The sequence below is a fragment of the Bradyrhizobium sp. USDA 3315 genome (assembly GCF_054056795.1).
Window position 1 is genome coordinate 3,702,934 of the sequence record NZ_JBSRYP010000001.1, and the last position, 25,291, is coordinate 3,728,224.

A 25,291-nucleotide genomic window follows, 5' to 3' on the forward strand; every position below is an offset into this window, starting at 1 on the left:
TGCAGTTTTCTTGGCCGTTCGGCTTATTCCGCCGCCTGCTGCGCGGCGGCCTGCGGCAGCTTCGCCGCCAGCGCCGCGAGCTCGCCGATCTCCTGCTCGTTGAGATCAGTCAGCGGCGGCCGCACCGGGCCGGAGTAGCGGCCGATCACCTTCATGCCGGCCTTGATGATCGACACCGCATAACCCTTCTTGCGGTTGCGTATCGCGATCAGCGGCAGGATGAAATCCTTCAGGCCTGCATGGATGGTCTGATGATCGCGCCGACGCACCGCGGCGTAGAAACTGGTGGCGAATTCGGGCACGAAGTTGAACACCGCCGACGAATAGGTGGTCACGCCCATGTCGAGATAGGGCAGGGCAAAGGTCTCCGCGGTCGGCAGGCCACCGATATAGGTCAGGCGATCGCCGAGCCGGGTGTAGACCCGGGTCATCAGCTCGATATCGCCGATGCCGTCCTTGTAGCCGACGAGGTTCGGGCAGCGCTCGCAGAGGCGCGCCAGCGTATCGGGTTGCAGGATCGCATTGTCGCGGTTGTAGACGATGACGCCGATCTTGACCGACGCGCATACCGCCTCGACATGCGCGGCGAGGCCGTCCTGCTCGGCATGCGTGAGATAGGGCGGCAGCAGCAGCAGCCCGTCGGCGCCGGCCTTCTCGGCGCCGACCGCGATCTCGCGCGCGATCGCGGTGCCGTAGCCGGTGCCGGCCAGCACGGGAACACGGCCCTTGGTCTCGTCGACCGCGACCTTTACGACGTGGGGAACTTCACTCGGCGTCAGCGAGAAGAACTCGCCGGTGCCGCCGGCGGCGAACAGGCCGGCAACGTCATAGCCGCACAGCCAGTCCATGTTGGCGCGATAGGTCGCCTCGTCGAACGAATAGTCCGCGTTGAACGGGGTCACGGGAAAGGACAGGAGGCCGCCACCGATTCTCGCGGCCATCTCCTGAGGGGTCATCTTGCTCATGGCGCCACTCCTTGAATGTTTCTGGGAACGGGATGCGCGAGCAGCGCGCGTCCATGGCAGAATTTCTAGGGAATGGTTCGATGCGCGTCCAAGCCAAACGCGGTATCGAGCGATGCTAACTCTGCATCAATCGCCGCGCAGATGCGGCGCCGCAATTTCGGTTGCGATCTCGATCAGTGAAGGCAGCAACTGGTTCTCGTGATCGCGCCGCCACACCATGAACAGCTCGACCGGCACGGGTGATCGCAGTTTCAGCGGCTTCAGCTTGACGTCCGCGATCTTCAGGCTGGCGGCCGCTTCCGGCACGATCGCGACGCCGAGCCCGGCGCGCACCATGGCGAGGATCGAATGGATCTGGCTGAGATGCTGCACATAGCGCGGCAGCACGTCGGCGCGCGTGAACATCGACACCAGGAGATCGTGGAAGTAGCGCGCCTCATAGGGCGAATACATCACGAAGGGCTGGTCGTCGAAATCCTTGATGCTGACGGTCTCGGCCGTGGCCAGCGGATGCTTCTTCGGGATCGCAGCGAGCAGCGGCTCGGCCACGACGCGGCGGCTGGCGAATTCCGGCCGCGCGATCGGCGGACGCAGCAGGCCGGCATCGATCTGCCCGGTGGTGAGCGCCTCGAACTGATCGCCGGAGACCATCTCCTTCAGCGAAAAATCGACCTCGGGCAGGCGCGAGCGGCAGGCCGCGATCAGGTCGGGCAGGAAGCCGTAGGCGGCCGCGGCGGTGAAGCCGATCTTGAGCGAGCCGGTCTTGCCGAGCGCGATGCGGCGGGCAACCTGCGAGGCCGATTCCGCAAGCTTGAGGATGCGCCGCGCCTCGGGCAGGAAACTGCGTCCGGCCGGCGTCAGCCGCACCGAGCGGCTGGTGCGTTCCAGCAGCGGCGCGTCGATGATGTGCTCGAGCACCTGGATCTGCCGGCTCAGCGGCGGTTGCGTCATGTTGAGCCGCGCCGCGGCGCGGCCGAAGTGCAATTCTTCGGCCACCGTGACAAAGCAGTGGAGCTGGCTCAGGTCGAACATCGATGCAAGCCCGGAATTGATCGGTCGGGGATTTGTGCGTTCTAGCATCGATGCCTCCCACTGGCCAAGAAGACAAAAAAGCAGACAAAAAAGCAGACAAAGACGGCGGCCGAAGCCGCCGTTTGGCTTTCTGCTCCCTCTCCCCGTTCTTACGGGGAGAGGGTTGGGGTGAGGGGCTCTCTCTGCGCAACGGCCGCCTCGATGTGCACGCGCGATCCGAACGAGTCGGAAGGACTGTCTCTGCCGAGACGTGTTGCTTCGCCCCTCACCCGAAATTCGCTGTGCGAATTTCGAACTCTCCCCGCGGAAGGGCGGGGAGAGGTGAAGCGCCCTCACGCCGCCTTCAGCTGCACCCGCTTGATCTCGCCGACGATGAACAAATAGGCGATCGCCGCGACCAGCGCGTTGGCGCCGACGAACACCAGCGCGCCGTTGAACGAGCCGGTGGCGGCCAGGATGTAGCCGATGACGATCGGCGTCGTGATCGAGGACAGGTTACCGAAGGTGTTGAACAAGCCGCCGGAGACGCCGCCGGCTTCCTTCGGCGAGGTGTCGGAGACGACCGCCCAGCCGAGCGCGCCGATGCCCTTGCCGAAGAAGGCGAGCGCCATGAAGCCGACCACCAGCGCCTGGCCGTCGACATAGTTGCAGGCGATGATCGACATCGACAGCAGCATGCCGCCGACGATCGGGATCTTGCGCGCCATGGTCAGCGAGCCGGTGCGGCGCAGGATATAGTCCGAGATCACGCCGCCGAGCACGCCGCCGATGAAGCCGCACAGCGCCGGCAAGGTCGCGACGAAGCCGGCCTGCAGGATCGAGAGTCCGCGCTCCTTCACCAGATAGACCGGGAACCAGGTCAGGAAGAAATAGGTCAGGGTGTTGATGCAGTATTGGCCGATATAGACGCCGAGCATCATGCGGTTGGCGAGCAGCTGACGGATGTGGTCCCAGCTGGGGCCGCTGTCGTGCGTCTTGCCGGCCTTCGCCGCGTCCATGTCGACCAGCGCGCCGCCCTGCTTGATGTAGTCGAACTCGGCCTCGTTGATCGCGGGGTGCTCCTTCGGCTCGTAGATGGTCTTGATCCAGGCAATGCCCATGACGATGCCGAGCGCACCCATCACGTAGAACACATGGCGCCAGCCGTACTCATGGGCGATCCAGCCCATCAGCGGCGCGAAGATCACGGTGGCGAAATACTGCCCCGAATTGAAAAAGGCCGAGGCGGTGCCGCGTTCATTGCCGGGGAACCAGGAGGCGACGATGCGGGCATTGGCGGGGAATGACGGCGCCTCGGCGATGCCGACCAGGAAGCGCAGGGCGAACAGCAGGACCACGGCCGCGCCGGCGGAGAGGAATCCGACCAGGCCCTGCATCGCGGTGAAGATCGACCAGACGATGATGCTGATCGCATAGACCCATTTGGAGCCGAAGCGGTCGAGCAGCCAGCCGCACGGCACCTGCGCGACCACATAGGACCAGCCGAAGGCCGAGAACACGTAGCCCATCGCGACCGGATCGAGATGCAGTTCCTTGGAAAGGGCGGGGCCGGCGATCGAGAGCGTGGCGCGATCGGCATAGTTCACGGTGGTGACGAGAAACAGCATCGTCACGATCAAGAGCCGGACGCGGGATCGCCGCGTGTCTGCGGCGGACACAATTGCGCTCATTAGCGCCTCCTCGAAAATTTCCTCGGGGTCTGTCCTAGAGAGATGACGACAATGGGTCCAAGCCGAAACGGGTATTGATCCATACCGATTTTGAATGGATCGGCCCGGTGTCATTCCACCTTTGCCGCTATTGCCAGGGTTTCGTATTTAGTGTACCAATAGTACAGTTATTAAGGGCGCAGCGTTGCGCCCGGCTGCTCGAGGTCGAATGCTGATGACCACGCCGCGCGACTATGAGGTGTTCGAGGCAGGTGATGTGACGCTGCAGGGCGGTGCCGTGTTTCCGCAACTGAGGCTCGCCTACAAGACCTATGGCACGCTGAATGCGGCGCGGGACAACGTCATCCTCTATCCGACGTCGTTCGCCGCACAGCACACCGACATCGAATGGCTGGTACAGCCGGGCGGCGCGCTCGATCCCGAGCGCTACTTCATCGTCATCGCGAATCTGTTCGGCAATGGCCTGTCTTCCTCGCCGTCGAATTCGGTCGAGGTGCTCGGCGGCGCGCCGTTTCCTGCCTTCACCTATCATGACGCGGTCGCGATCCAGCGGCGGCTGCTGGTCGAGCGGTTCGGCGTGACCAGGCTCGCGCTGGTCTATGGCTGGTCGATGGGCGGCATGCAGGCCTATCACTGGGCCGCGCGGTATCCCGACATGGTCGAGCGCGCGGCCGTGGTCTGCGGCAGCGCGCGGTGCTCGCCGTATAATCATGTGTTCCTCGAAGGTGTGAAGGCCGCGCTGACCGCCGACCCGGCCTACCGGGACGGCCGCTTCGTCAGCAAGCCCGCGGCGGGCCTTCGTGCGATGGGGCGCGTCTACGCCGGCTGGGCGATGTCGCATGAGTTCTATCGCGAGCAAGTCTGGCGCGCGGCCGGCTTTAACTCGCTGGAAGACTACCTCGCGGGATCCTGGGACGGTGCCTTCGCGCGGCGCGATGCGAATGATCTGATGGCGCAGATCGCGATCTGGCAGGCCGGCGATATCAGCCGTTGCGATCAATTCGGCGGCGACTTCGACCGGGCGCTGGCCGCGATCAAGGCGCATGTCCTGCTGATGCCGGGGCGTACCGATCGCTATTTCGACCCGCGCGACAACGAGGCTGAACTCGGCCGCCTGGTCAACGCGCGCTCGGCCGCGCTGCATGCGATTCCGTCGATCCACGGGCACCGGGCCGGCAATCCCGCCAACAACGCCGAAGACCGCGCCTTCATCAACGCCGAAATCTCGGCGCTGCTGCAACGCTGACAGGTGAGACGACCATGAGCACCGCAGAGACCAGTGACGCCGGACCCCGCCTGAAGCCGGTCAGCCCGCTGACCTTGCGCGATTTGTCGACCAAGTCGAACCTTGCCGGCGCGGTGCGCGCGGCAAGCCATTACGGGATGATCGTCATCGTCGGCGCGCTGATCTCTCTGGTCTCATCGCGCTACGGTCTGCCATGGGCGCTGCCGCTGATTGCCGTGCAGGGCTACTTCGTCGCATTCCTGTTCATGGTGGTGCATGAGACCGCGCACAAGACGGCGTTCCGCAGTCCAGTGCTCAATCTTGTCGTCGGCAATCTGTCCGCCTTCATGATCGGACTGCCCTACCAGTATTACTGCCTGTTTCACTGGGATCATCATCGCTACACGCAGGATCCGGAGAAAGACCCGGAGCTGATCGTCGGCCCCAAGCCCGCGTCGGACACCCAGCTGGCGATCGCCTATTCGGGACTGCTGCAGGTGTTGGTTCGCATCCGCCTGATGTTTTGGCATGCACTCACCGGAAAGGTGGTCGTGCCGTGGATTCCGGAGCACAAGCGCGCCTCGATCGTGCTGGAGGCGAGGCTCTATCTCGCGGGCTATCTGCTGTTGCTCGCGGCCTCGTTCGCGCTGCACAGTGCGATCCTGCTGTGGGTGTGGATCGTGCCGCTCCTGGCCGGTCAGCTCATCCTGCGCCCCTATCTCTATGCCGAGCACACCGGTTGCGAGCGGACGCGGAGCGCGTTCGAGAACACGCGCACAACGATGACCAGCAGGATCATGAAATGGTTCGCCTGGAACATGCCTTACCATGTCGAGCACCACGCCTATCCCACGGTGCCGTTCCATGCGCTGCCGAAGCTGAACGCCATCGTCGATGGCCACATCGTGTATCGCGGCAGCAGTTACCGGGCCGTCACGCGCGAGACCTGGGTCTGGTTCCGCCGTCAGCGCCAACGCTCTGCTTGATAGTCAAGCGTCCGCGCGGGGCCGCAGCACCAGATTGACGAGATTGCGGGCGTAGGCCGGCGTCAACGGCTTGATGCCGAAGACGTAGCGATAGAACAGGCTGCCATAGATCGCATCATAGATATCGGCGGGGACGCCCGGTGCGTCGATGCTGCCGTCCTTCTGGCCGGCGGAGATGATCTCCAGCATCTTGCTGCGACGCAGGCCAAGGTAACGCTCGTAAAACAGCTCCGCCGTGCCGGTCTTCGAGATACATTCCGAGATCACGGCGAGCTGCACCCGGCCGAACTCGCCCTGCAACGCCTCGACATAGGTTGCGACGTGGCGGCGGATGCGGGCCACCGGACTGCCGGTTTCGGGCAGCGGCACGGCCCGCGAGGCCTGGTCGAGGAAGGCATCGATCAGCAACGCTTCGCGCGACGGCCACCATTTGTAGATCGTCATCTTCGAGACGTTGGAATGTTTGGCGATCGCGTCGATGGTGGTCGCGGCGAGGCCGGTCGTCGCCATCAGCTGATAGGCGCCTTCCAGGATCGCGGCCGTTGTCGCGGCGGAGCGCGGCCGCCCGCGCCGCCCCGTTGCCGCTTCCTCTGTTTCCGTCTTGCCGCTGGCCATGGCCGGACTTCGCGTCCCGCGTCTTTCAATCATTGCGCTGCATGCGGGCATAGCATGAAATCGCGCTCGGTTTCAGATCGTCGCCGACGCTGATAGTGTACAACGCGCAAGCCAAAGCTTGCGTGCGGCACATTGCCCTCGCTCTGTCCAGCTCAGCCGATCGAACAGGAGTGTCCCCGTGAAGGCCGTCTACAGTGATCTGCACCGCAGCCATGATCCGCAATTCTTCCTGGTCCGCGGTGTGGTCCAGCGTACCACCGAACAGCCCGAACGCGCCGACCGCCTGCTGGCGGGCCTGAAGGCCGGCAAGCACACGCTGATCGAGCCGACCAGGTTCGGGCAGGGGCCGCGGGCGCGCGTGCACAGTCCGGAATATCTGAGCTTTCTCGCGGACGCCTGGGACGAATGGTCGGCGCTCGGCAATGCCGGACCGGAGATGATCGCGAACATCCACCCGGTGCGCAATGCCGGCACGTACCCTGCTCATATCGTCGGCAAGCTCGGCTGGCACACGATGGACACCGCGGCTCCGATCGGTCCCGGCACCTGGGCTGGCGCTTGCGCCGCGAGCGACGTCGCGGTCACCGCCGCGCAGATGGTGCTCGACGGCGAGGATGCCGTCTACGCGCTGTGCCGCCCGCCCGGTCACCACGCCTATCGCGACCTTGCCGGCGGCTTCTGCTTCCTCAACAACAGCGCGATTGCGGCCGAGCATCTGCGCCAGAAGCATGAGCGCGTCGCGATCCTCGACGTTGACGTGCATCACGGCAACGGCACGCAGGGCATCTTCTATGAGCGACCGGATGTCTTCACCGTCTCGATCCACGCCGATCCGTCGTTCTTCTACCCCTTCGTCTGGGGCTATGCGCATGAGCGCGGCGCCGCAGGCGGCCTCGGCACCAATCTCAACATTCCCCTGGCCAAGGGCACCGGTGACGACGACTACATGAAGGCGCTCGCGGTGGCGGAGAAGGCGATCCGCTCCTTCGCCCCGACCGCGCTTGTGGTCGCGCTCGGTCTCGACGCCTCCGAGAAGGACCCGCTTGCCGGCCTCGCCGTCACCACCGACGGCTTCCGCCGCATCGGCGAGGGCCTGGCCCGCTTCGGCCTGCCGACGGTGCTGGTGCAGGAGGGCGGCTATCTCTCCGACATCCTCGGCGCCAATCTGACGGCGGTGTTCGGCGGGTTTGAGGCCGCACGCTAGCGCGGTCTCGGGCGAGGCGGTGACCGGTCCGCGCGAAGAAAGCCCGTCAAAACAGGATTTTGGAGCATCGGCCTTGATTGATCAAAGCCGATGCCCCGGCCGCGAGGCGCGCAACACAGCGTCGTGGACTTGCGTGTCCGCAACCAAAATCACATCATGCCGTTGGTATTCGGCGCTGGCTTATGATTCTGCCTGGCGGCTTCAGCCGGCCGGGTGGACAGCAACGCGAGGACGGCCATGAGTGACCTGCTTCGCATCGCCATCGTCGGCTTTGGCGAGATCGCGTGCCGGCAGCACGTGCCTGCGATCGCGAAGACGTCAGGCGTGGCTCTCGTTGCGGTGGTTGATCCCGTCAAGACCCCGCCCGGTCTGCCGCATTTCCGCGATTTGCAGGAGTTGTTGCGCGACGGGCCGGAGATCGACGCGGTCGCGCTGTGTACGCCACCGCAGATGCGCCACGCGCAGGCCGCCACCGCGCTCGCGTCGGGCAAGCATGTGCTGCTGGAGAAGCCGCCGGGCGCGACGTTAAGCGAACTCACGCCGCTGATCGCGGCCGCGCAGGAGGCGGGCCGGACATTGTTTGCCGCATGGCATTCACGCTATGCGGCCGCGGTCGGCCCGGCGCGGCAATTGCTCGCGAGACGCACCATCAACAAGGTCACCATCATCTGGAAGGAAGACGCGCGCGTCTGGCACCCGGGCCAGACCTGGATCTTCGAGGCGGGTGGCTTCGGCGTGTTCGATTCCGGCATCAACGCGCTGTCGATCCTGACCGAGATCCTGCCGCGTGCGGTCTTTGTCAGGAGCGCGGCGTTGGACTTTCCCTCCAATCGGGAGGCGCCGATTGCGGCAGAGATCGAACTCTCGGATGCGAGCGGCTTGCCGATCCACGCCGAATTCGATTTCCGCCAGACCGGATCGCCGAGCTGGGACATCCTGTGCGAGACCGATGCCGGGCCTGTGACGCTGTCGAAAGGTGGAAGGCAGCTGCGCGATGGCGGCAGGCTGGTGGTCGACGCGCCGGACGAGGAATATCCCGCGCTGTACCGCCGCTTCGTCGCGCTGACCTCGGAAGGAAAATCCGATGTCGACCTCGCGCCCTTGCGGCTTGTCGCCGATAGCTTCATGCTGGGGCGACGGCGCCTCGTCGAGGCGTTCGAGGACTGACAATGACATCAGCCAGCATTGGTCGCGCTTCCTTCGGCAAATTGCACGACGGCACCGTGGTCGAGCGCGTGATCTTGCGCGGCGAACACGGTTTTGAGGCCGCCATCCTTCCGTTCGGCGCCACGCTGCAGGCGCTGCTTGCGCCGGATCGTAACGGGCATTGCGACGACATCGTGCTTGGCCACGACGAACTCGACGGCTATCTCGCACAGCGCAAATTCTTCGGCGCGACGATCGGGCGCTATGCCAACCGGATCGCCGGCGCGCGTTTCGTGCTCGATGGCGAGACCGTGCAGCTCGACGCCAACAACGGTCCCAACGCGCTGCACGGCGGGGTGCAGGGCTTTGATCGCAAGCTGTGGCGGATCGTCGAACTATCGGATGATCCGGCGCCGACGCTGGTGCTGGAGCGCGAGAGCCCGCATGGCGAGGAGGGCTATCCGGGCAATCTCGCGGCGCGCGTGACCTATCGCGTGCGCAGTCCGATGGAGCTCTCGGTCACCTACGAGGCGACGACCGACCGGCCGACCTGCCTCAATCTCACCAATCATAGTTTCTTCAATCTCGAGGGCGCGCGCTCGGGCATGCAGATCCTCGATCACCGGCTGACGATCGTCTCCGACCATTTCCTCGCGGTGGATGCCACGGCGATCCCGCTCCACGAACCGCCGCGGCCGGTCGACGGCACGCCGTTCGATTTCCGCAAGCCCACGGCCATCGGCGCGCGGATCAGGATGAATGACGAGCAGCTGCGGCTCGGGCGCGGCTATGACCACAATTTCTGTCTGGCCAAGGGGGCGGGCCTTTGCCTTGCTGCGCGCCTCGAGGCGCCGCACAGCGGCCGCGTGATGGAGCTGTTCACCGATCACCCGGGACTGCAGTTCTATTCCGGCAATTTCCTCGACGGCTCGACCGCCGGCAAGGGCGATCGTGTGTACCGGCAATCCGACGCGCTCTGTCTCGAGCCGCATGCCTGGCCGGATACGCCGAACCGGCCCGACTTCCCGTCGGCGCGGCTCGATCCAGGACAGCTCTATCGGCGCAGCATCGTCTACCGCTTCTCAACCGCGTGAGTGACGCCATGACCGACCGTGCCGCCGAGCCGCTGATGGAAGAGGTACCGACATCGGTGCTGTCGGCGGAGCGTTGCCATCTCGGCGAAGGCCCGACCTATGATGCGGCGACCGACACCGCCTGGTGGTTCGATATCCGCGAGCGCCGCCTGTTCGAGCATCGATTTGCAGGTGGCCGCACCGTCATCCACGAATTGCCGAAAATGGCGAGTGCATTGGCGCGGATCGACGGCGAGCGGCAGCTGATCCTTGCCGAAGATGGACTTTATGTACGGCACGTTGCAGACGGCCGCCTGGAGCTGTTCGCTGCGCTGGAGGCCGACAATCCGCTGACGCGCTCCAACGACGCGCGTGTGCATCCGTCGGGCACGTTCTGGCTCGGCACCATGGGGCGCCATGCCGAGCAGGGTGCCGGCGCGATCTATGCGCTGCACCGGGGCCGCATCGTGCGACTCTATCCCGGGATCACCATCCCGAATGCGATCTGCTTTTCGCCCGCGGGCGACATCGGCTATTTCGCCGATACCGCAACCAACGTGCTGCATCGCGTGCCGCTCGATCCATCAACAGGACTGCCGACCGGTGAACCCATCGAATTGATCAGGCATCAAGGCAGCGGCGGCCTCGACGGCGCGATCGTCGATGCCGACGGCCTGATCTGGAACGCGCGCTGGGGTGGCGGTCGCGTCGACGTTTACGATCCCGCCGGCCGGCATCTGCGTTCGCTGCGCGTACCCGCGAGGCAATCGAGCTGCCCGGCATTCGTCGGCCGCGACTTCTCGCGCGTGCTGGTCACCTCGGCCTGGCAGGACATGGATGAGGCGCAGCGTGCGGCCGATCCCGAGCATGGCAGGACGTTCCTGCTCGAGGCCGCCGCGCGCGGTCGGGCCGAGCCTGACGTCAAACTATCCTGACGGATGGGTGCCGCGCGGCGTTGTTGACGCGACCGGATTATTTGGACGATAGTACAAATATGGTCCGCAAACCTGCCAGGTCTGACGTGAAGGCCGCCAGCGCCCGCAAGCCGAACATGCGCGAGGCGATCCTCGCCGCGGCCGAGGAATTGTTCTCGACCTACGGCTTCAACGCCGTCTCGGTGCGCGACATCGCGCACGCCGCCGGCGCCAATCCGGGCAGCGTGACCTATCATTTCAGGACCAAGGACGGCCTGCTGCTGGAAATCTATCGGCGTCATTGCGGCCCGATGAACCGCAGGCGTTCCGAGCTGTTGGCGGCGGCGCGGCGGGTGCGCGATCTGCAGGACCGGCTGGAGGCGATCGTGCGCGCCTATGTGTTGCCGGCCTTTACCTCCGGCAGCGATCTTGCCGGCGGCGGAACGCGGTTCACGCGATTGCGCGCGATCATGTCGGCCGAGGGCAATGAGGTCGTGCGCAAGATCATCGCGCAGACCTTCGACGACACCAGTCATGCCTTCATCGATGCGATCCATGAAAGCCTGCCGCATATTCCGCGTACCGATCTGGTCTGGCGCAGCCACTTCCTGCTCGGCGCGCTCTACTACACGCTGGTGACGCCGGAGCGCGTCTCGCGCCTGTCGCGCGGCAGCGCCGATGGCACCGATGCCGGCCACGCCATCGAGGAGCTGGTGCGCGCCACCGTCGCCGCGTTGCAGGCCGCGCCGCTCGACGAAGGGGCGCCGCGCAAGATCCCGGGTGCAAATCCGGGGCGAGTGGTGACCTGAACGTCCGGAGCTTGTCGCGATGGAGAAACTTCGGCTACGCGCCGTGCTCGGCAATCATCCGCACGTCCAGGCAGTGAAGAACGGTGAGCTTCGCTCCGACCTGTTCGATCTCGACTTCACCGAATTCACGCCGACCAACGCCGCGTTCAAGCCGATGGTGCGCGAGCAGACCTTCGACGTCTGCGAGATGGCGATCGTGACCTATCTGATGGCAAGGGCGCACGGCAAGCCGCTGGTGCTGCTGCCGGCGGCGATGGTCGGCCGCTTCCAGCACGGCCATGCGCTCTGTCGCGCCGACCGCGGTACGCTCGTGCCCGCCGATCTCGAAGGCAAGCGGGTCGGGATCCGCTCGTTCACGACCACGACCGGGGCATGGATGCGCGGCATCCTTGCCAATGACCATGGCGTGAACCTCGACAGGATCAACTGGGTCACGTTCGAGGATCCACATGTTGCGGAATATGTCGACAGCACCGAGCGTGCGCCGAAGGACAAGACCATCATCCAGATGCTGAGGGACGGCGAGCTCGACGCCGTGCTCGGCGAGACCTCCGACGATCCGGAGCTCAAGCCGCTATTCGCCGATCCGGCCGCAGAGGCGGCGCGGTGGTATGCGCGGCACGGCGTGGTGCCGGTCAATCATCTGGTGGTGGTGACATCGCGGCTTGCGGCGTCGCGGCCGGACGTGGTGCGGAGCCTGTACGAGCTGCTCAAGCGCGGCAAGGCAGCGGCCGGCCCGCCCAGCATGCCGGACCTGCTGCCGTTCGGCGTTGCCGCGAACCGCAAGCCGCTCGAATTGATGATCGACTATTGCGTGCAGCAGGCGTTGATCCGCCGGCGCGTCACGGTCGACGAGCTGTTCGACGACACAACACGGGACCTGAACTGATGACAATCTCCGGCGATCCGCGGCAATGGCAGGTCGGCATGCTCGGCTATGGCGAGGTCGGTCGCATCCTTGCCGAGGATCTGCGCCAGCAGGGCGTGAGGGTTTCGGCCTACGACATCAAGCTCGACCGCGGGCAGGGCGCGGCGCTGCGCGCACACGCGGCGGAGATCGGCGTCGAGCTCGCGCAATCCCATGCCGTTCTTGCGGCGCGGGCCGATTTCATCATCTCGGCGGTGACGGCGAGCCAGGCGGTGCCGGTGGCCGCGGCCTGCGCACCTGCAATCCGGAGCGGGGTCTGGTTTCTCGATTTCAACTCGGCCTCGCCCGGCGCCAAGCAGCGCGCGGCGGCGTACATCGACAGCGCCGGTGGCCGCTATGTCGAGGGCGCGGTGATGACCTCGCTGCCGCCGTACCGGATCAAGGTGCCGCTGCTGCTCGGCGGCCAAGGCGCGCGGGAGCTGGCGCCACTGCTGGTCGCGCTCGGTTTCGCGGCGAAGGTCGCAAGCGACGAGCTTGGCGTCTCCTCGGCGGTCAAGATGTGCCGCAGCATCATGATCAAGGGACTGGAGGCCATGGTGATCGAGAGCTTCACCACCGCGCGCGCCTATGGCGTCGAGGATGCGGTGCTCGCCTCGCTCAAGGAGACCTTTCCGTCGATCGACTGGGAGAAGCAGGGCGCCTATTTCTTTCAGCGGGTGATCGAGCACGGCCGGCGGCGCGCCGAGGAGGTGCGCGAGGTGGCGGAGACCGTGCGCGAGGCCGGGCTGACGCCGTGGTCTGCCTCCGGCACCGCCGAGCGGCAGGGCTGGATCGCCGATCTTGCCGATGAGGGCGTGTTCGGACCCAGGGGAACGCCGGACTTTGCCCGCAGCGCCGACTGGCGTACCGAGGCCGACCGGATTCTCGCGCGCATCAAGTCGTAAGGTCTCGTCCGGAGAATCCGCCGCGTTCCCTGCCGACGCGCAATGCGCTATTGCTCCATGAACAGTTTGTTCTGGAGGCACTCCCATGAAGAATTCCGGCAAGGTCGTCGCCATCACCGGAGCGGCACGCGGCATCGGCAAGGCCTGCGCGGCGCGCTTCCTGTCCGACGGCGCCAGGGTCGTCATCTCGGATGTCGACGCTGCAGGGCTTGTCCACACCGCCCAGGAGCTCGGACATATCGATCAGTTGCGGGCCGTCGAGGCCGACGTCAGCAAGCGCGCCGATGTCGATCGCATTGTCGCGACCGCCGTGAAGGAGTTCGGCCGGCTCGACGTCATGGTCAACAATGCCGGCGTCGCGCGCAACCGCGACTTCCTCGACATCAGCGAGGCCGAATTCGACGACGTGATGGGCATCAACCTCAAGGGCGCGTTCTTCGGCGTCCAGGCTGCGGCGCGCCAGATGATCGCGCAGGGCGGTGGCGGCGTCGTCGTCAACATGTCCTCGGTCAACGCGCTGCTCGCGATCCCCTCGCTCGCGACCTATGCGATGTCCAAGGGCGCGATGAAGCAGCTCACCTCGGTCGCCGCCGTGGCGCTGGCGCCGCACGGCATTCGCGTCGTGGCGGTCGGACCCGGCACGATCCTGACCGAGATGGTGGCAACGGCGATCTTCTCGTCGGAGGATGCGCGGCGCAGCGTGCTGTCGCGGACGCCGGCCGGCCGCTGCGGCGAGCCGAGCGAGGTCGCCTCCGTCGTGGCATTCCTTGCCAGCGACGATGCCTCCTACATCACCGGCCAGACCATCTATCCCGACGGCGGGCGGTTGATCCTGAACTACACGGTCCCGGTCAGCGAGAAGAAGTAGCGGGCAGGTTCAATCGCGAGCACACTGCCAAAATATCGAAAACAACCCCATGCAAAGGAGCCGGCCGGCGGCCGGCCTTCGACCAGGCGACTTGACGCGTCGGGCAAATCGGGGCTATTATTCCATTATTCAGAAATCGTGCGATCGCCATCCGGCGTCATCACCCGCGCATGCGCATGCGGGTGATTCAGTATTCCAGAGGCGGTCGTGCTTGAGCCGATGGGCCGCCGCGGACTGGATCGCCCAGTTGAACCGGGCGATGACCGGTGAGGATGAGGACGCCGCTACCGGCCCTTGAACTGCGGCTTGCGCTTCTCCATGAAAGCGCTGCGGCCTTCGCGGAAGTCCGCACTGTCCATGCATTCGATGCCGACCTGCTTGATCGCCGCCATGTCGCGATCGGCGGGATCCTTCAGCACCTGCGCGATGGTGATCTTGGCGGCCTTGATCGCCAGCGGCGCATTGCCGGAAATGGTGCGCGCGATCTCCATGGTCGCGTCCCAGAGCTCGGCGTCCGGCAGCACGCGATCGACGAGGCCAATTCGCAGCGCCTCGGCGGAATCGATCCGCATGCCCGTATACATGATCAGCCGCGCCCAGGACGGCCCGACCAGCGACACCAGATGGCGCAGCCCGTCAAAGCCATAGGCGATGCCGAGCTTGGCGGCGGGAATGCCGAACTGGCCGCTGGCGCCGGAGATGCGGATATCGGTCAGCATCGCGACCTGCATGCCGCCGCCGAGGCAGAAGCCGCGGATGCAGGCGATGGTCGGCTTCGGATAGTCGGCGAGCAGGGCGCGCTGGGCGGCGCTGCGCCGTGAATATTCCTCGGAGGCCTCGGCGTTGTGCCTGGTCTTCTCGAACTGGCTGATATCGGCGCCCGATACGAACGCCTTGTCGCCGGCGCCGACCAGGATCACGACGCGGACGGCCGGATCGTCGCGCAAGGACGTCAGCGCCTCGCCGAGCCCCTCCCACATCTCCAGCGACATCGCATTGCGCTTGCCGGGATTGTTGAAGGTGATGACGCCGACGCCGTCGACGACGTCTTGCAGGATCTTGCCGTCGGCAAGCGATTTGTTTGACAGGTTTGGCATATGAGGGGGTCCGGTCTGATTTCGGCCAAGGCTAGCACCCGGCCGACGGCCGAGGCAGGCGGTTTGGAGCACGGCGCGATTGCATTGCCGGGCAGCAACTCTCCCGGTAGTTGTACGGTTCGCAAAATAAACCGCCGCGCAACGGTTGCGCCATAGAGTGCGCCGCCGGCGCTCCGTCCCGGTTTAACTTTTTCCTAGTTTTTCGACGGTATGGCTGTACGGACCTGCGCGCCAGGACCATTCCGCCACGCGCTGGGATGCGTGCCGCAGCTCCCCGCTACCATCGCGTCGGTAGCGGACTTCCCCACCACCGGACCGGCAGTGAAGCCGGTCAATCCCGACCACCGTGCATTCACATCGCCTCGGGCGAGGTTCAGTCGTGTCCGTCGAAAAGTTTCTCAAGCAACGCGCGGTCAAGATCACCGTCAACGGCAGCTACACGTTGCCGAACTGGTACGATGCCCAGGGTAAATTGCGCACCTTCGCCTGCCGCACCACGCGCGTCTCGCCGTTCCGGATGATCGTGGACGTGCCGGTCGTCGGCAAGGTCGGCGACCGGCTGACTTCGTATTTCGAGGAGTTCGGCAAGTTCGAGGGCTGCATGACCGACACGATGAGCGGCAGCTTCCTGCTCGAGCTCGAGATGACGCATGCCATGCGTGAGAAGTTCGCCGACAAGCTGAGCTGGATCGAGAAGAAGCAAAAGGATCCGAGCATCCGCGAGGCGCGCAACAACCCGCGTTTCGTTCCCGTCGCGCCGCATGCCATGTTGACGCTGGCGGACGGCACCATGCAGAGCTGCTTCATCATCGATATGTCGCTGTCCGGCGCGGCGGTCTCCTCCGAGGCGCAGCCGCCGGTCGGCATGCCGCTGGCGATCGGCGCCTGCGTCGGGCGGGTGGTCCGGCATCTGCCGAACGGCTTCGCCATCAAGTTCGTCGAGACCTACAAGCAGAGTGAGCTGGCCCGCCTGATCTCGCGCAAATCCAAGGAATTGCAGTTGGTGTCCGACGCGGACCCTGTCGCCTGACGGCCGGGATCCGCCGGCTCCCTAGGTCAGCTGTTCCGGATCTTCGGCCGCGCGCATCCGCGAGATAGTGTCCTCGGTTGCATTCGGACCGGCCGCAGCGATCGCGATCTCCCGCGCCAAATTGGTGCATTCGGCCCACAGCAGGAAGAACACCAGCGGCGGTCGTTCGCACGCTTCCAGCAGTTGCCGGCAGCGCTCGGCCGCGCCGTCGATCGCCCACCACTGTTGGGCGACCACCATGACCCTGCGGAAGCTGCGCAATGTGCCGGAGAACTTTTGCGGATCGGCGCCCACGAGGGCGCCGCAATGGTTCAGCCAGTTCAAGCCAGCGTAGATCGCGATCCCGTAGTCTTCGATCGCAGTGCCGGTGAAATCGACGACGGTCTTGTCGTGCGCGCGCTGGCGCAGGAAAGCATCGATCATCTCCGCCTGGCGGGCCGGATCGACCAGCAGCGAGATGTCCTGCCGCGGCACCATCGGGACATAGCGCATCGCCTCGAGCCGCGTGTGCTCCCAGATCGCGCTGATGTCGCCGAGCAGATCGCCGGATTTGCGTTTGCAGGCCGGATAGACCAGCACGCCATTGTCGGCGAGATCGAGATAGCGCGGGACCACCTTGTCGAGCGCGGCGAGAAACGCCAATGGATCGGTAAGGCCGCGCAAGTCGCTGGCGGCGTCCTCCGCTTGTGCAGGCTTGTTGCCGCGTGTCCAGCCGAAATTGGCCATCCCCGGACGCCCTGATCTCAACCCGGCCATCAGGTTAGTTGGAAAATGCGGCGAAGCAAATGCGGCATTTGCTGCTACGCCGCCGTGCGTGCCCGCCGCTGCCGGTTGACGCGAGAGACCGCCGCGCCTAGCTGATGGTTAATGGCGCAACGCAGGTTGTTGCCGCTTTCGGGACCTATCGCCATGACCGCTTCTGATCGGCAATCGCATTGGCAGACTGTCTATCTGACCAAGGGAGAGCAGCAGGTGAGCTGGTCGCAGGCCGATCCGCAGCCATCGCTGCGCCTGATCGAATCGGTTGCGCCCGGCCGCGACGCCTCGATCGTCGACGTCGGCAGCGGAGCTTCGCGACTTGTCGATGCGCTGCTGGCGAGCGGCTTTCATGATGTGACCCTGCTCGATCTCTCTGAAGCGGCACTGGCGAACGCGCGGGAGCGGATCGGCGCAGCAGGTGACGCGGTGCACTGGATCGTAGGTGACGCAACGGTCTGGCAGCCGCAGCAGACCTTCGACATCTGGCACGATCGCGCGGCGTTTCACTTCCTGGTCGAGGAACCAGACCGCGCAGCTTATCTCGACCGGCTGCATCGCGGCGTCAAAGCAGGCGGGCACGCCGTGATCGGCACCTTCGCGCTGGACGGCCCGGAGAAGTGCAGCGGCCTGCCGGTGCAGCGCTATGACCCCGCGACGCTCAGCAGGACCATTGGTCCGGCATTCGAGTTGATCGCGCATGAGGCGCACCGTCACGTCACGCCCTGGGGCGCGACGCAGTCGTTCCAGTTCAGTGTGTTGCGGCGCAAGTGACCGGCCGCGGAGGGAGAGGTGAGATGACGGACGCGCCACGGATGATCGGCGAGATCGCGAGCTACCACGCCCATGTCTATTACGACCCCGCGGCCAGCCGGGGCGAGGCGGAACGGCTGCGCAACTGGATCGGCGAGCGCTTCCTGGTCACGCTCGGACGCTGGCACGACGTCAAGGTCGGCCCGCACGATCGGGCGATGTATCAGGTGGCGTTTGCGGCCGAGCTGTTTCCGACCCTGGTGCCGTGGCTGATGCTGAACCACGGCAGCCTGAGCATCCTGGTCCATCCCAACACCACCAATCCGCGCCGCGACCACCGCGACGATCCGCTCTGGATCGGCACGCCGCTCGCCGTCCATGCCGACAAGCTGCCCGAAGAGGCCGAGATGGAGCAGGCGCCGGCGCCGAACACGTCGCCGACATTGCACCCGTGAGCGTCATCGCCGGTCGCCGGGGTGCGTAAAGTTTGACGCAATTGTGCTGCTGCCAAGTCGTTTCAAACTCATCGCGTTTTGCAACGTGAGGTTAAATCACCATTCCTAGGCTACCCGATAAATTTCAGGGTCGGGGCGCATTGGGCATGTTCTTTTCGTTTCGAAGCTGGTCGTTGTGGCGGGTGGTGGGACCGCTGCTGGCCATCGTGTTGCTGCTGGGCGGCCTGTCGGCGGGCAGCCTGCAGGTGATGTCCGCGGTCAGGGCCTATGTGGCCGGCGAAAGCATGTGGTCGAAGGGGCAGAAGGACGCCATCCACTACCTGCAGACCTATGTCAGCACCGGTGCGCCGCTTTATCTGCAGAAGTTCGATGCCGCGATCGCAGTGCCGCTGGCCGATCGCACGGCGCGGCGCGCGCTGGAAGCGCCGGGCAACAATGACGCCGTGGCGAGGGCCGGCTTCGCCAGGGCAGGTAATCATGATGACGACATCGGCGGCCTGATCTGGCTGTTCAAATATTTCCGCACGATGCACCACGTGGCCGGCGCGGTGACGGCATGGCGCAATTCGGATGCGCTGCTCGATCAGCTGATTGAAATCCGGAACGAGGCGGCGAGCGACGTCGCGCTGCACGATCCGTCGGCTGCGACCATCAGGCATTGGGCCGAACGGATCGGTACGGTCGATGCGGCGCTGAGCACGCTCGCCGTCGATTTCTCCGATCATCTGGGCAAGGCGTCGCGTCAGGTCTCCGCGCTGCTGCTGCTGGTCAACCTCGTGATCGCGGCCTGCCTTGCCGGCATCGTGCTGGTCCACACGCGGCGGATGCTGTGGCGGCGCTGGCTTGCCGAGACCGCGCTCGCGGTCGAGAAGGAGCGCGCCCAGCTCACGCTGGCGTCGATCGGCGATGCCGTCATCGTGACGACGCAGGACGATCGGGTCGACTACATGAACGCCGCCGCGCAGCGGCTCATCGCGGCAGGGCAGGAGGTGACGGGACGGCCGCTGGCGTCGCTGTTCAACATTGCCGAACAGCCGGTGCGCGGATCGTTCGACGCCGACGACGAAAGCCGGCCGCAGCTCCTGGTGCGGCCGGACCATTCCAGCGTGCCGGTCTCGGTGGTCGAGACCCCGATCGTGCATGCCGGAGAACCGGCCGGCCGCGTCATGATCATTCACGACATGACCGCCGAGCGGCGCCTGGTCGAGGAATTGGCGTGGGCTGCCTCACATGACGCGCTCACCGGCCTTGCCAACCGGCGGCAGTTCGAGTTCGAACTGCCCAAGGCGATGTCGGGCTCGCCGGCCATCGGCGCCGACCTGATGCTGATCGATCTCGATCAGTTCAAGATCGTCAACGACACCTGCGGCCACATGGCGGGCGACCGGTTGCTGAAGCAGGTGGCGAGGCTGCTGGCGACCGAAGTCGGCAGCAGCGGCCTCGTCGCGCGTCTTGGCGGCGACGAGTTCGGCATTCTGCTGCGTGACGACGGCTCCGCGACGCACGACGTCGCTGCCGACGTTGCGGAGCGGGTCAGGGCGGTGATCGAGCAGTCGAACTTCATTTATGAGGGGTCGAGCTTCCGGATCAGCGCGAGCATCGGCCTGGTCGGGCTGGCCGACAGCGCCGGCGTGCAGGACGCGTTGCGGCTTGCCGACGTTGCCTGTTTCCTTGCCAAGGACAAGGGACGCAATCGCGTCCAGGAGCACCGCCCGTCCGACACCGGCATGGCCGTGCGCGTTGCCGAGATGAGCTGGGTCAATCGCATTCGCAAGGGACTGGATGAGGGGCGCTTCTGCCTCTACGAGCAGGAGATCCGCCCGGTGAACGGCGTGCTGAAGGGCAACGACCGGCGCGAGCTCTTGCTGCGCCTGCGCGACGAGAGCGGCGCGCTGGTGCCGCCCGGCAGTTTCCTGCCCGCTGCCGAACGCTACGGGCTGATGTCGCTGATCGACCGCTGGGTGGTTCGCCGCGCCTTCGAGATCATCGCCGAGCGCAAGCACCAGCCGCGCAAGATTGCGAGCTATGCGATCAACCTGTCCGGCGCCACCATCGGCGACAGCGACTTCGTCGACTTCGTCGCCGGGCTGTTCGCGCAGCTTGACGTTTCGCCGGCATCGGTGTGTTTCGAGATCACCGAGACCAGCGCAATCTCGAACCTCGACGAGGCGCAGAAGTTCATCGCGCGGCTGCGCGAGATCGGCTGCAGCTTCTCGCTCGACGATTTCGGCACCGGCATGTCCTCGATCGCCTATCTGAAGCACCTGCCGGTCGACATCATCAAGATCGACGGTTCGTTCGTGAAGGAGATCCTGAACAGCAAGGTCGATCGGGCGATGGTCGAGATGATCACCAAGACCGCGAAGATCATGCAGAAGCAGGTGGTCGCGGAGTTCGTCGAGAACCTCGCGATCCTGGACGAGCTGCGCCAGATCGGGGTCGATTACGCCCAGGGTTACGCCATCGGGAAGCCGGTCCCGGTGCTCACCCTCTGGGAAGAAAAGATCGCCTGAGCTGCCGAAATCGTCCCGAATCGGGACCTTTTCGGTCAATTCAGCCCGCCCAAGGCTGATTCTCTGGCACTTTCCATCCGAAAAACGTTTAAAAAACCTCTCGTTGTGCGCTTTGTCTCGATTATGCCTTACTCTAATTCCCTGATATGATGAGTGATCGGTGAATCCCGGTGGGCCGGGTAACAGGCCCCAGAGCACCGAACTTGGGGATTGATGGGTCAACGAACGACGAAACCTGCCCGGCGTAAGTCGAGCCGCGGCATGTCTCTGGTGGGCAGCACGGCGTTTGCCGTGAGCGCGCTTGCCCTGTCGTCTGGCCTTGCCGCCTGGATGGTCGGCATCGACCCCACCGCTTGGCTTCACGGTCCGGCGCTCGCCAACACCTCAGCCTCGCTGAACTTCGACGATCGCTTCGGCTCGCGCTCCACGATCAATTCGGCCTCACTCTATTATCCACTGCGCCGCGGGTTCCGTTCGAGCCGCGGCGATTTCAATTCCGAGTTCGGCCAGATCGAGGACGCGCTGTCCGGCCAGCTGCGCGACACGCAGACCGAACTGCCGACCAGCCAGTCGGCGACGGCGTCCGTCGCCGCCACGACCACAGCGACGACGTCCACCGTGCCGATGCCGCGGTCGCGGCCGGCCGAGGCCAATCTGCTTGCGCGTAACGATCAGCCGCCACCGCCACAGGCGCCGGTGCAGCAGGGCGACAACCGGACGTTCCTGCAGAAGATTGCCGACATGATGCCGGGCAAGATGCAGCTGGCCTCGCTCGATCCGAATGATGGATTGTTGTCCGGTCCGAGCCCCGACCTCGGCAAGCTCGGTTATGACAGCACGACGGCGGTCTACGACATCACCGGCCGCATCGTGTACATGCCCGACGGCACCAAGTTCGAGGCGCATTCAGGCCTCGGCAATCTGCTCGACGACCCGGCGCACGTGAATGCCCGCAACGCAGGCGCGACGCCGCCCGGCATCTATGAGATGAAGCCGCGCGAGAAGCTGTTCCACGGCGTGCCCGCGCTGCGCATGACCCCGGTCGATGGCAGCGACACGTTCGGGCGCGTTGGCCTCTTGGTCCACAGCTACATGCTCGGACCGAATGGCGACTCCAACGGCTGCATCTCGGTCAAGCACTACGACAAGTTCCTGCAGGCCTACCGCAGCGGCACGATCAAGCGCATCGCCGTCGTCATCAACATCAAGGATGTTCAGTCGGCCTCGACCCGCGCGGCGTCGAACTCGTAGGCCGCGCGCCGGCGCCTCCGGCAAATTGCGCAGGCTCTTGCAGAGTCCAACCTTCGATCCGCTGACCGCCTCCAGCGCGGCCTGGCTGCTTCTTCCATCGTCTCGGAAAATTGCACCACGTTGTCGCCAGCTCTCCCTGGAGGCGGCGCCGGCTTGATTGTCTTCCCGACACGGTGCAATTATGTATACTGAAAATCGGACATAAATACCCTGATACCTCATATTTGCCTATTTTGCGGATACGATGTATACATAGCGTATTCATAAACGCTGAGAGGCGGACCAGTGCCAAAACCCTTTCCAATGAACGCGTGGTACGCGGCCGGCTGGGATGCCGAGATCAAGCACGCGCTGTTGCCGCGGACGATCTGCGGAAAGCATGTCGTGATGTACCGGAAGGGCGACGGCGAGGTGGTGGCGCTGGAGGATGCCTGCTGGCACCGCCTCGTGCCGCTCTCCAAGGGCCGGCTCGATGGCGATGCCGTGGTCTGCGGCTATCATGGCCTGAAATACAATGCGCAGGGCCGCTGCACCTTCATGCCCTCGCAGGAGACGATCAATCCGTCGGCCTGCGTGCGCGCCTATCCCGTCGTCGAGCGCCACCGCTTCATCTGGCTCTGGATGGGGGATTCCGCGCTTGCCGATCCCGCGCTGGTGCCCGACATGCACTGGAACAACGATCCGGCCTGGGCCGGCGACGGCAAGACCATTCACGTCAAATGCGACTATCGCCTCGTCGTCGACAATCTGATGGACCTGACGCACGAGACCTTCGTGCACGGCTCGAGCATCGGCAATGATGCGGTCGCCGAGGCGCCGTTCGACGTCACCCATGGCGAGAAGACGGTCACCGTGACGCGCTGGATGAAGGGCATCGAGGCGCCGCCGTTCTGGGCCAGGCAGCTGCAGAAGCCGGGCCTGGTCGATCGCTGGCAGATCATCCGCTTCGAAGCGCCGTGCACCGTCAACATCGACGTCGGCGTCGCGCCGGCCGGTTCGGGCGCGCCGGAGGGCGATCGTTCGCAGGGCGTCAACGGCTATGTGCTGAACACGATCACGCCCGAGACCGAGAAGACCTGCCATTATTTCTGGGCCTTCGTCCGCAATCACCGCATCACCGAGCAGCGGCTGACTAGCGAAATCCGCGACGGTGTCGCCGGCATCTTCCATGAGGATGAGATCATCCTGGAAGCGCAGCAGCGCGCGATGGACGAGAATCCGGACCGGGTGTTCTACAATCTCAACATCGACGCCGGCGCAATGTGGGCGCGGCGCGTCATCGACCGCATGGTGGCGAAGGAAAATCCGGCGCAGCAGCTGCAGGCTGCCGAGTAGGCGAGGTGCGAGCCCATGGCGGAACGCGAGACCGATCGTTCAGTGTCGCAGACCGTGCGGGCGCAGCTTGCGCTGCGCGACCTCGTTCTCTCCGGCGGCCTGCGGCCTGGCGAGCGGATCTCGGAGCTGCAGGCGGTCGAGTTCACCGGGGTGTCGCGCACGCCGGTGCGGATGGCGCTGGTGCGGCTGGAAGAGGAAGGCCTGCTGGAGGCGATCCCTTCCGGCGGCTTCATGGTCAAGGCATTTTCCGAGCGCGACATTCTCGATTCGATCGAGCTGCGCGGCACGCTGGAGGGACTGGCCGCGCGCTTCGCCGCCGAGCGCGGCGTCTCGTCGCGCGATCTCGAGCCGCTGAAGGAATGCCTCAACGAGATCGACGGCCTGGTGCGGCAGGATCCGATTTCGGTCGAAGCCTTTTCGTCCTATGTCGCGCTCAACGCGCGCTTCCACGCGTTGCTCACCGAGCTGTCGCGCAGCCCGCCGCTGATCCGGCAGATCGACCGCGCCTCGGCGCTGCCATTCGCCTCGCCGAGCGGCTTCGTGATGGCGCAATCGGCGTTGCCTGAGGCGCGCCACATCCTGCTGATCGCGCAGGATCACCATCGCATTGTGGTCGACGCCATCGAGAACCGCGAGGGCGCGCGCGCCGAGGCGATCATGCGCGAGCACGCAAGGCTTGCGGCACGCAATCTGCGGCTGGCGCTGCGCAACCGCAGCCATCTCGATCTGCTGCCGGCGCTGGCGCTGATCAATTCGGCAGCCGGCTGAGCGGAGAACGCCATGCGATTCATCGAGACCTGGACATCCGCCACGCTGCTCGCCGTGCGCGACCTCACGCCCGGCATCCGTGAATTCCTGCTGCGGCCGGATAACTTTACGGGTGCGCCCTATCCGGTCGGCAGCCATATCGATGTCGGCGTCACCATCGAAGGCCAGCCGCAGACCCGCTCCTATTCGCTGGTCGGCGAAGTCGATCCGCAGGGCTACCGGATCGCAGTTCGGCGCGCAGCGGATTCCCGCGGCGGCTCGCGCTACCTGTGGTCGCTCGCGCCGGGCGTGCGGCTCAACATCACGCTGCCGACCTCGCTGGTGCAGCTCGACTGGACGCGGCGGCAGTTCTGCCTGATCGCGGGCGGCATCGGCATCACGCCGATCGTCGGTGCGGCACAGGCGCTCGCCCGCCGCGACGCCGGCGTGACGCTGCACTATGCCGTGCGCACGCGCGGCGATGCGGTCTATCTCGATATGCTTGAGCGTGCGCTCGGCGACCGCCTCACCGTCCATGCCGGCGACGAAGGCAGGCGGCTCGACCTCGACGGCGTCTTTGCGGCGCTGCCGCAGGACACGATGACACTGTTCTGCGGCCCGATGCGGATGCTGGACGCGGCGCGGCGCGCCTGGGAGGCATCCGGCCGCCCGTTCTCCGACTTGCGCTACGAGACCTTTGGATCGAGCGGGCTGCTGCCGACCGAGCCGTTCCGCGTGCGGCTCAGGGGCGAGGGGACTGAGCTGGGGACCGAGTTCGTCATCCCGCGCGACCGGTCGATGCTGGACGTGCTCAACGAAGCCGGTCATGAGGTGATGAGCGACTGCCGGCGCGGTGAATGCGGGGTCTGCGCGCTCGACGTGGTCGATGTCGACGGCGAGATCGACCATCGCGACGTCTTCTTCAGTGACCATCAGAAGCGGGAGAGCCGCAAGATCTGCGCCTGCGTCTCGCGTGCCCGCGGCACCATCACGGTCGACACCCTGCATCGGTCGGACGCGCCCTGACCCAACCGA

24 protein-coding genes are annotated in these 25,291 nt (G+C 65.4%); 18 read left to right on the forward strand and 6 right to left on the reverse strand.

From position 1 onward, the window contains the following. Positions 1–23: 23 nt before the first annotated feature. The 3 genes from kdgD to ACVIYL_RS17025 form a co-directional block, all read right to left on the reverse strand. Positions 24–965, reverse strand: a complete 942-nt coding sequence (kdgD, locus tag ACVIYL_RS17015; RefSeq protein ID WP_456779226.1) for a 5-dehydro-4-deoxyglucarate dehydratase — start codon at positions 963–965, stop codon at positions 24–26. A 126-nt stretch (positions 966–1,091) separates the two neighbouring features. Continuing rightward, a complete protein-coding gene (locus ACVIYL_RS17020) occupies positions 1,092–1,997 on the reverse strand; it encodes a LysR substrate-binding domain-containing protein (protein ID WP_456781844.1) in 906 nt (301 codons plus the stop codon). Between the two features lie 332 nt (positions 1,998–2,329). Further along, on the reverse strand, positions 2,330–3,667 hold the full coding sequence (locus ACVIYL_RS17025) for an MFS transporter (protein ID WP_456779227.1): 1,338 nt from the start codon (positions 3,665–3,667) through the stop codon (positions 2,330–2,332). Between the two features lie 214 nt (positions 3,668–3,881). Between ACVIYL_RS17025 and ACVIYL_RS17030 the strand changes: the two genes are divergently transcribed. Both ACVIYL_RS17030 and ACVIYL_RS17035 read left to right on the forward strand, forming a co-directional pair. Beyond that, positions 3,882–4,913: an alpha/beta fold hydrolase gene (locus ACVIYL_RS17030; RefSeq protein WP_456781845.1), complete on the forward strand. Its 1,032-nt coding sequence runs from the start codon at positions 3,882–3,884 to the stop codon at positions 4,911–4,913. Positions 4,914–4,927: 14 nt separating this feature from the next. Continuing rightward, positions 4,928–5,878: a fatty acid desaturase gene (locus tag ACVIYL_RS17035; RefSeq protein WP_310882721.1), complete on the forward strand. Its 951-nt coding sequence runs from the start codon at positions 4,928–4,930 to the stop codon at positions 5,876–5,878. Between the two features lie 3 nt (positions 5,879–5,881). On the opposite strand, the gene ACVIYL_RS17040 is transcribed toward ACVIYL_RS17035, so the two are convergent. Next, positions 5,882–6,493, reverse strand: a complete 612-nt coding sequence (locus ACVIYL_RS17040; protein WP_253607069.1) for a TetR/AcrR family transcriptional regulator — start codon at positions 6,491–6,493, stop codon at positions 5,882–5,884. A gap of 178 nt (positions 6,494–6,671) precedes the next feature. On the opposite strand from ACVIYL_RS17040, the gene ACVIYL_RS17045 reads away from it, so the two are divergent. The 8 genes from ACVIYL_RS17045 to ACVIYL_RS17080 all read left to right on the forward strand — a co-directional run bounded on the left by ACVIYL_RS17045 (position 6,672) and on the right by ACVIYL_RS17080 (position 14,319). Then, positions 6,672–7,697, forward strand: a complete 1,026-nt coding sequence (locus tag ACVIYL_RS17045) for a histone deacetylase family protein (RefSeq protein WP_456779228.1) — start codon at positions 6,672–6,674, stop codon at positions 7,695–7,697. Between the two features lie 237 nt (positions 7,698–7,934). Beyond that, the gene (locus tag ACVIYL_RS17050; protein ID WP_456779229.1) at positions 7,935–8,864 is read left to right on the forward strand and encodes a Gfo/Idh/MocA family protein; all 930 of its coding nucleotides are present in this window, start codon (positions 7,935–7,937) and stop codon (positions 8,862–8,864) included. 2 nt (positions 8,865–8,866) lie between these two features. Continuing rightward, the gene (locus tag ACVIYL_RS17055; protein WP_456779230.1) at positions 8,867–9,937 is read left to right on the forward strand and encodes an aldose epimerase family protein; all 1,071 of its coding nucleotides are present in this window, start codon (positions 8,867–8,869) and stop codon (positions 9,935–9,937) included. Between the two features lie 35 nt (positions 9,938–9,972). Next, the gene (locus ACVIYL_RS17060) at positions 9,973–10,851 is read left to right on the forward strand and encodes an SMP-30/gluconolactonase/LRE family protein (protein ID WP_229193362.1); all 879 of its coding nucleotides are present in this window, start codon (positions 9,973–9,975) and stop codon (positions 10,849–10,851) included. 59 nt (positions 10,852–10,910) lie between these two features. Beyond that, positions 10,911–11,639, forward strand: coding sequence for a TetR/AcrR family transcriptional regulator (locus ACVIYL_RS17065; protein ID WP_456779231.1), 729 nt, complete (start codon positions 10,911–10,913; stop codon positions 11,637–11,639). 19 nt (positions 11,640–11,658) lie between these two features. Next, on the forward strand, positions 11,659–12,528 hold the full coding sequence (locus ACVIYL_RS17070) for a hypothetical protein (RefSeq protein ID WP_456779232.1): 870 nt from the start codon (positions 11,659–11,661) through the stop codon (positions 12,526–12,528). Between the two features lie 5 nt (positions 12,529–12,533). Further along, a complete protein-coding gene (locus ACVIYL_RS17075) occupies positions 12,534–13,451 on the forward strand; it encodes a DUF1932 domain-containing protein (protein ID WP_456781846.1) in 918 nt (305 codons plus the stop codon). 85 nt (positions 13,452–13,536) lie between these two features. Beyond that, the gene (locus ACVIYL_RS17080; protein ID WP_028333266.1) at positions 13,537–14,319 is read left to right on the forward strand and encodes an SDR family NAD(P)-dependent oxidoreductase; all 783 of its coding nucleotides are present in this window, start codon (positions 13,537–13,539) and stop codon (positions 14,317–14,319) included. A 284-nt stretch (positions 14,320–14,603) separates the two neighbouring features. On the opposite strand, the gene ACVIYL_RS17085 is transcribed toward ACVIYL_RS17080, so the two are convergent. Then, positions 14,604–15,416 (reverse strand): enoyl-CoA hydratase, encoded by an 813-nt coding sequence (locus tag ACVIYL_RS17085; protein WP_456779233.1) that lies wholly within the window; start codon positions 15,414–15,416, stop codon positions 14,604–14,606. A gap of 379 nt (positions 15,417–15,795) precedes the next feature. Here ACVIYL_RS17085 and ACVIYL_RS17090 point away from each other — a divergent pair, with 379 nt between their 5' ends. Continuing rightward, positions 15,796–16,446, forward strand: a complete 651-nt coding sequence (locus ACVIYL_RS17090; RefSeq protein WP_456779234.1) for a PilZ domain-containing protein — start codon at positions 15,796–15,798, stop codon at positions 16,444–16,446. A gap of 21 nt (positions 16,447–16,467) precedes the next feature. On the opposite strand, the gene ACVIYL_RS17095 is transcribed toward ACVIYL_RS17090, so the two are convergent. Further along, complete coding sequence (locus tag ACVIYL_RS17095; protein ID WP_456779235.1) at positions 16,468–17,172, reverse strand: hypothetical protein; 705 nt, start codon at positions 17,170–17,172, stop codon at positions 16,468–16,470. 183 nt (positions 17,173–17,355) lie between these two features. On the opposite strand from ACVIYL_RS17095, the gene ACVIYL_RS17100 reads away from it, so the two are divergent. The 7 genes from ACVIYL_RS17100 (at position 17,356) to ACVIYL_RS17130 (ending at position 25,282) form a co-directional block, all read left to right on the forward strand. Next, positions 17,356–17,976, forward strand: a complete 621-nt coding sequence (locus ACVIYL_RS17100; RefSeq protein WP_456779236.1) for a class I SAM-dependent methyltransferase — start codon at positions 17,356–17,358, stop codon at positions 17,974–17,976. A gap of 23 nt (positions 17,977–17,999) precedes the next feature. Next, positions 18,000–18,410, forward strand: a complete 411-nt coding sequence (locus tag ACVIYL_RS17105) for a DOPA 4,5-dioxygenase family protein (protein ID WP_456779237.1) — start codon at positions 18,000–18,002, stop codon at positions 18,408–18,410. Between the two features lie 146 nt (positions 18,411–18,556). Continuing rightward, a complete protein-coding gene (locus ACVIYL_RS17110; protein ID WP_456779238.1) occupies positions 18,557–20,923 on the forward strand; it encodes a putative bifunctional diguanylate cyclase/phosphodiesterase in 2,367 nt (788 codons plus the stop codon). A gap of 261 nt (positions 20,924–21,184) precedes the next feature. Next, positions 21,185–22,174: a DUF2778 domain-containing protein gene (locus ACVIYL_RS17115; protein ID WP_225158626.1), complete on the forward strand. Its 990-nt coding sequence runs from the start codon at positions 21,185–21,187 to the stop codon at positions 22,172–22,174. Positions 22,175–22,459: 285 nt separating this feature from the next. Then, on the forward strand, positions 22,460–23,509 hold the full coding sequence (locus ACVIYL_RS17120) for an aromatic ring-hydroxylating dioxygenase subunit alpha (protein ID WP_456779239.1): 1,050 nt from the start codon (positions 22,460–22,462) through the stop codon (positions 23,507–23,509). A 15-nt stretch (positions 23,510–23,524) separates the two neighbouring features. After that, a complete protein-coding gene (locus tag ACVIYL_RS17125) occupies positions 23,525–24,277 on the forward strand; it encodes a GntR family transcriptional regulator (RefSeq protein ID WP_253589268.1) in 753 nt (250 codons plus the stop codon). 12 nt (positions 24,278–24,289) lie between these two features. Continuing rightward, complete coding sequence (locus ACVIYL_RS17130; protein ID WP_456779240.1) at positions 24,290–25,282, forward strand: PDR/VanB family oxidoreductase; 993 nt, start codon at positions 24,290–24,292, stop codon at positions 25,280–25,282. Positions 25,283–25,291 lie beyond the last annotated feature (9 nt).

Excerpts from the sequence above, each read along its gene's own strand:
- kdgD (WP_456779226.1), bottom strand. The coding sequence starts at position 965 with ATGAGCAAGATGACCCCTCAGGAGATGGCCGCGAGAATCGGTGGCGGC.
- ACVIYL_RS17020 (WP_456781844.1), bottom strand. The coding sequence starts at position 1,997 with ATGTTCGACCTGAGCCAGCTCCACTGCTTTGTCACGGTGGCCGAAGAA.
- ACVIYL_RS17025 (WP_456779227.1), bottom strand. The coding sequence starts at position 3,667 with ATGAGCGCAATTGTGTCCGCCGCAGACACGCGGCGATCCCGCGTCCGG.
- ACVIYL_RS17030 (WP_456781845.1), top strand. The coding sequence starts at position 3,882 with ATGACCACGCCGCGCGACTATGAGGTGTTCGAGGCAGGTGATGTGACG.
- ACVIYL_RS17035 (WP_310882721.1), top strand. The coding sequence starts at position 4,928 with ATGAGCACCGCAGAGACCAGTGACGCCGGACCCCGCCTGAAGCCGGTC.
- ACVIYL_RS17040 (WP_253607069.1), bottom strand. The coding sequence starts at position 6,493 with ATGGCCAGCGGCAAGACGGAAACAGAGGAAGCGGCAACGGGGCGGCGC.
- ACVIYL_RS17050 (WP_456779229.1), top strand. The coding sequence starts at position 7,935 with ATGAGTGACCTGCTTCGCATCGCCATCGTCGGCTTTGGCGAGATCGCG.
- ACVIYL_RS17055 (WP_456779230.1), top strand. The coding sequence starts at position 8,867 with ATGACATCAGCCAGCATTGGTCGCGCTTCCTTCGGCAAATTGCACGAC.
- ACVIYL_RS17060 (WP_229193362.1), top strand. The coding sequence starts at position 9,973 with ATGGAAGAGGTACCGACATCGGTGCTGTCGGCGGAGCGTTGCCATCTC.
- ACVIYL_RS17065 (WP_456779231.1), top strand. The coding sequence starts at position 10,911 with ATGGTCCGCAAACCTGCCAGGTCTGACGTGAAGGCCGCCAGCGCCCGC.
- ACVIYL_RS17070 (WP_456779232.1), top strand. The coding sequence starts at position 11,659 with ATGGAGAAACTTCGGCTACGCGCCGTGCTCGGCAATCATCCGCACGTC.
- ACVIYL_RS17080 (WP_028333266.1), top strand. The coding sequence starts at position 13,537 with ATGAAGAATTCCGGCAAGGTCGTCGCCATCACCGGAGCGGCACGCGGC.
- ACVIYL_RS17085 (WP_456779233.1), bottom strand. The coding sequence starts at position 15,416 with ATGCCAAACCTGTCAAACAAATCGCTTGCCGACGGCAAGATCCTGCAA.
- ACVIYL_RS17095 (WP_456779235.1), bottom strand. The coding sequence starts at position 17,172 with ATGGCCAATTTCGGCTGGACACGCGGCAACAAGCCTGCACAAGCGGAG.
- ACVIYL_RS17100 (WP_456779236.1), top strand. The coding sequence starts at position 17,356 with ATGACCGCTTCTGATCGGCAATCGCATTGGCAGACTGTCTATCTGACC.
- ACVIYL_RS17105 (WP_456779237.1), top strand. The coding sequence starts at position 18,000 with ATGACGGACGCGCCACGGATGATCGGCGAGATCGCGAGCTACCACGCC.
- ACVIYL_RS17110 (WP_456779238.1), top strand. The coding sequence starts at position 18,557 with ATGTTCTTTTCGTTTCGAAGCTGGTCGTTGTGGCGGGTGGTGGGACCG.
- ACVIYL_RS17115 (WP_225158626.1), top strand. The coding sequence starts at position 21,185 with ATGTCTCTGGTGGGCAGCACGGCGTTTGCCGTGAGCGCGCTTGCCCTG.
- ACVIYL_RS17125 (WP_253589268.1), top strand. The coding sequence starts at position 23,525 with ATGGCGGAACGCGAGACCGATCGTTCAGTGTCGCAGACCGTGCGGGCG.
- ACVIYL_RS17130 (WP_456779240.1), top strand. The coding sequence starts at position 24,290 with ATGCGATTCATCGAGACCTGGACATCCGCCACGCTGCTCGCCGTGCGC.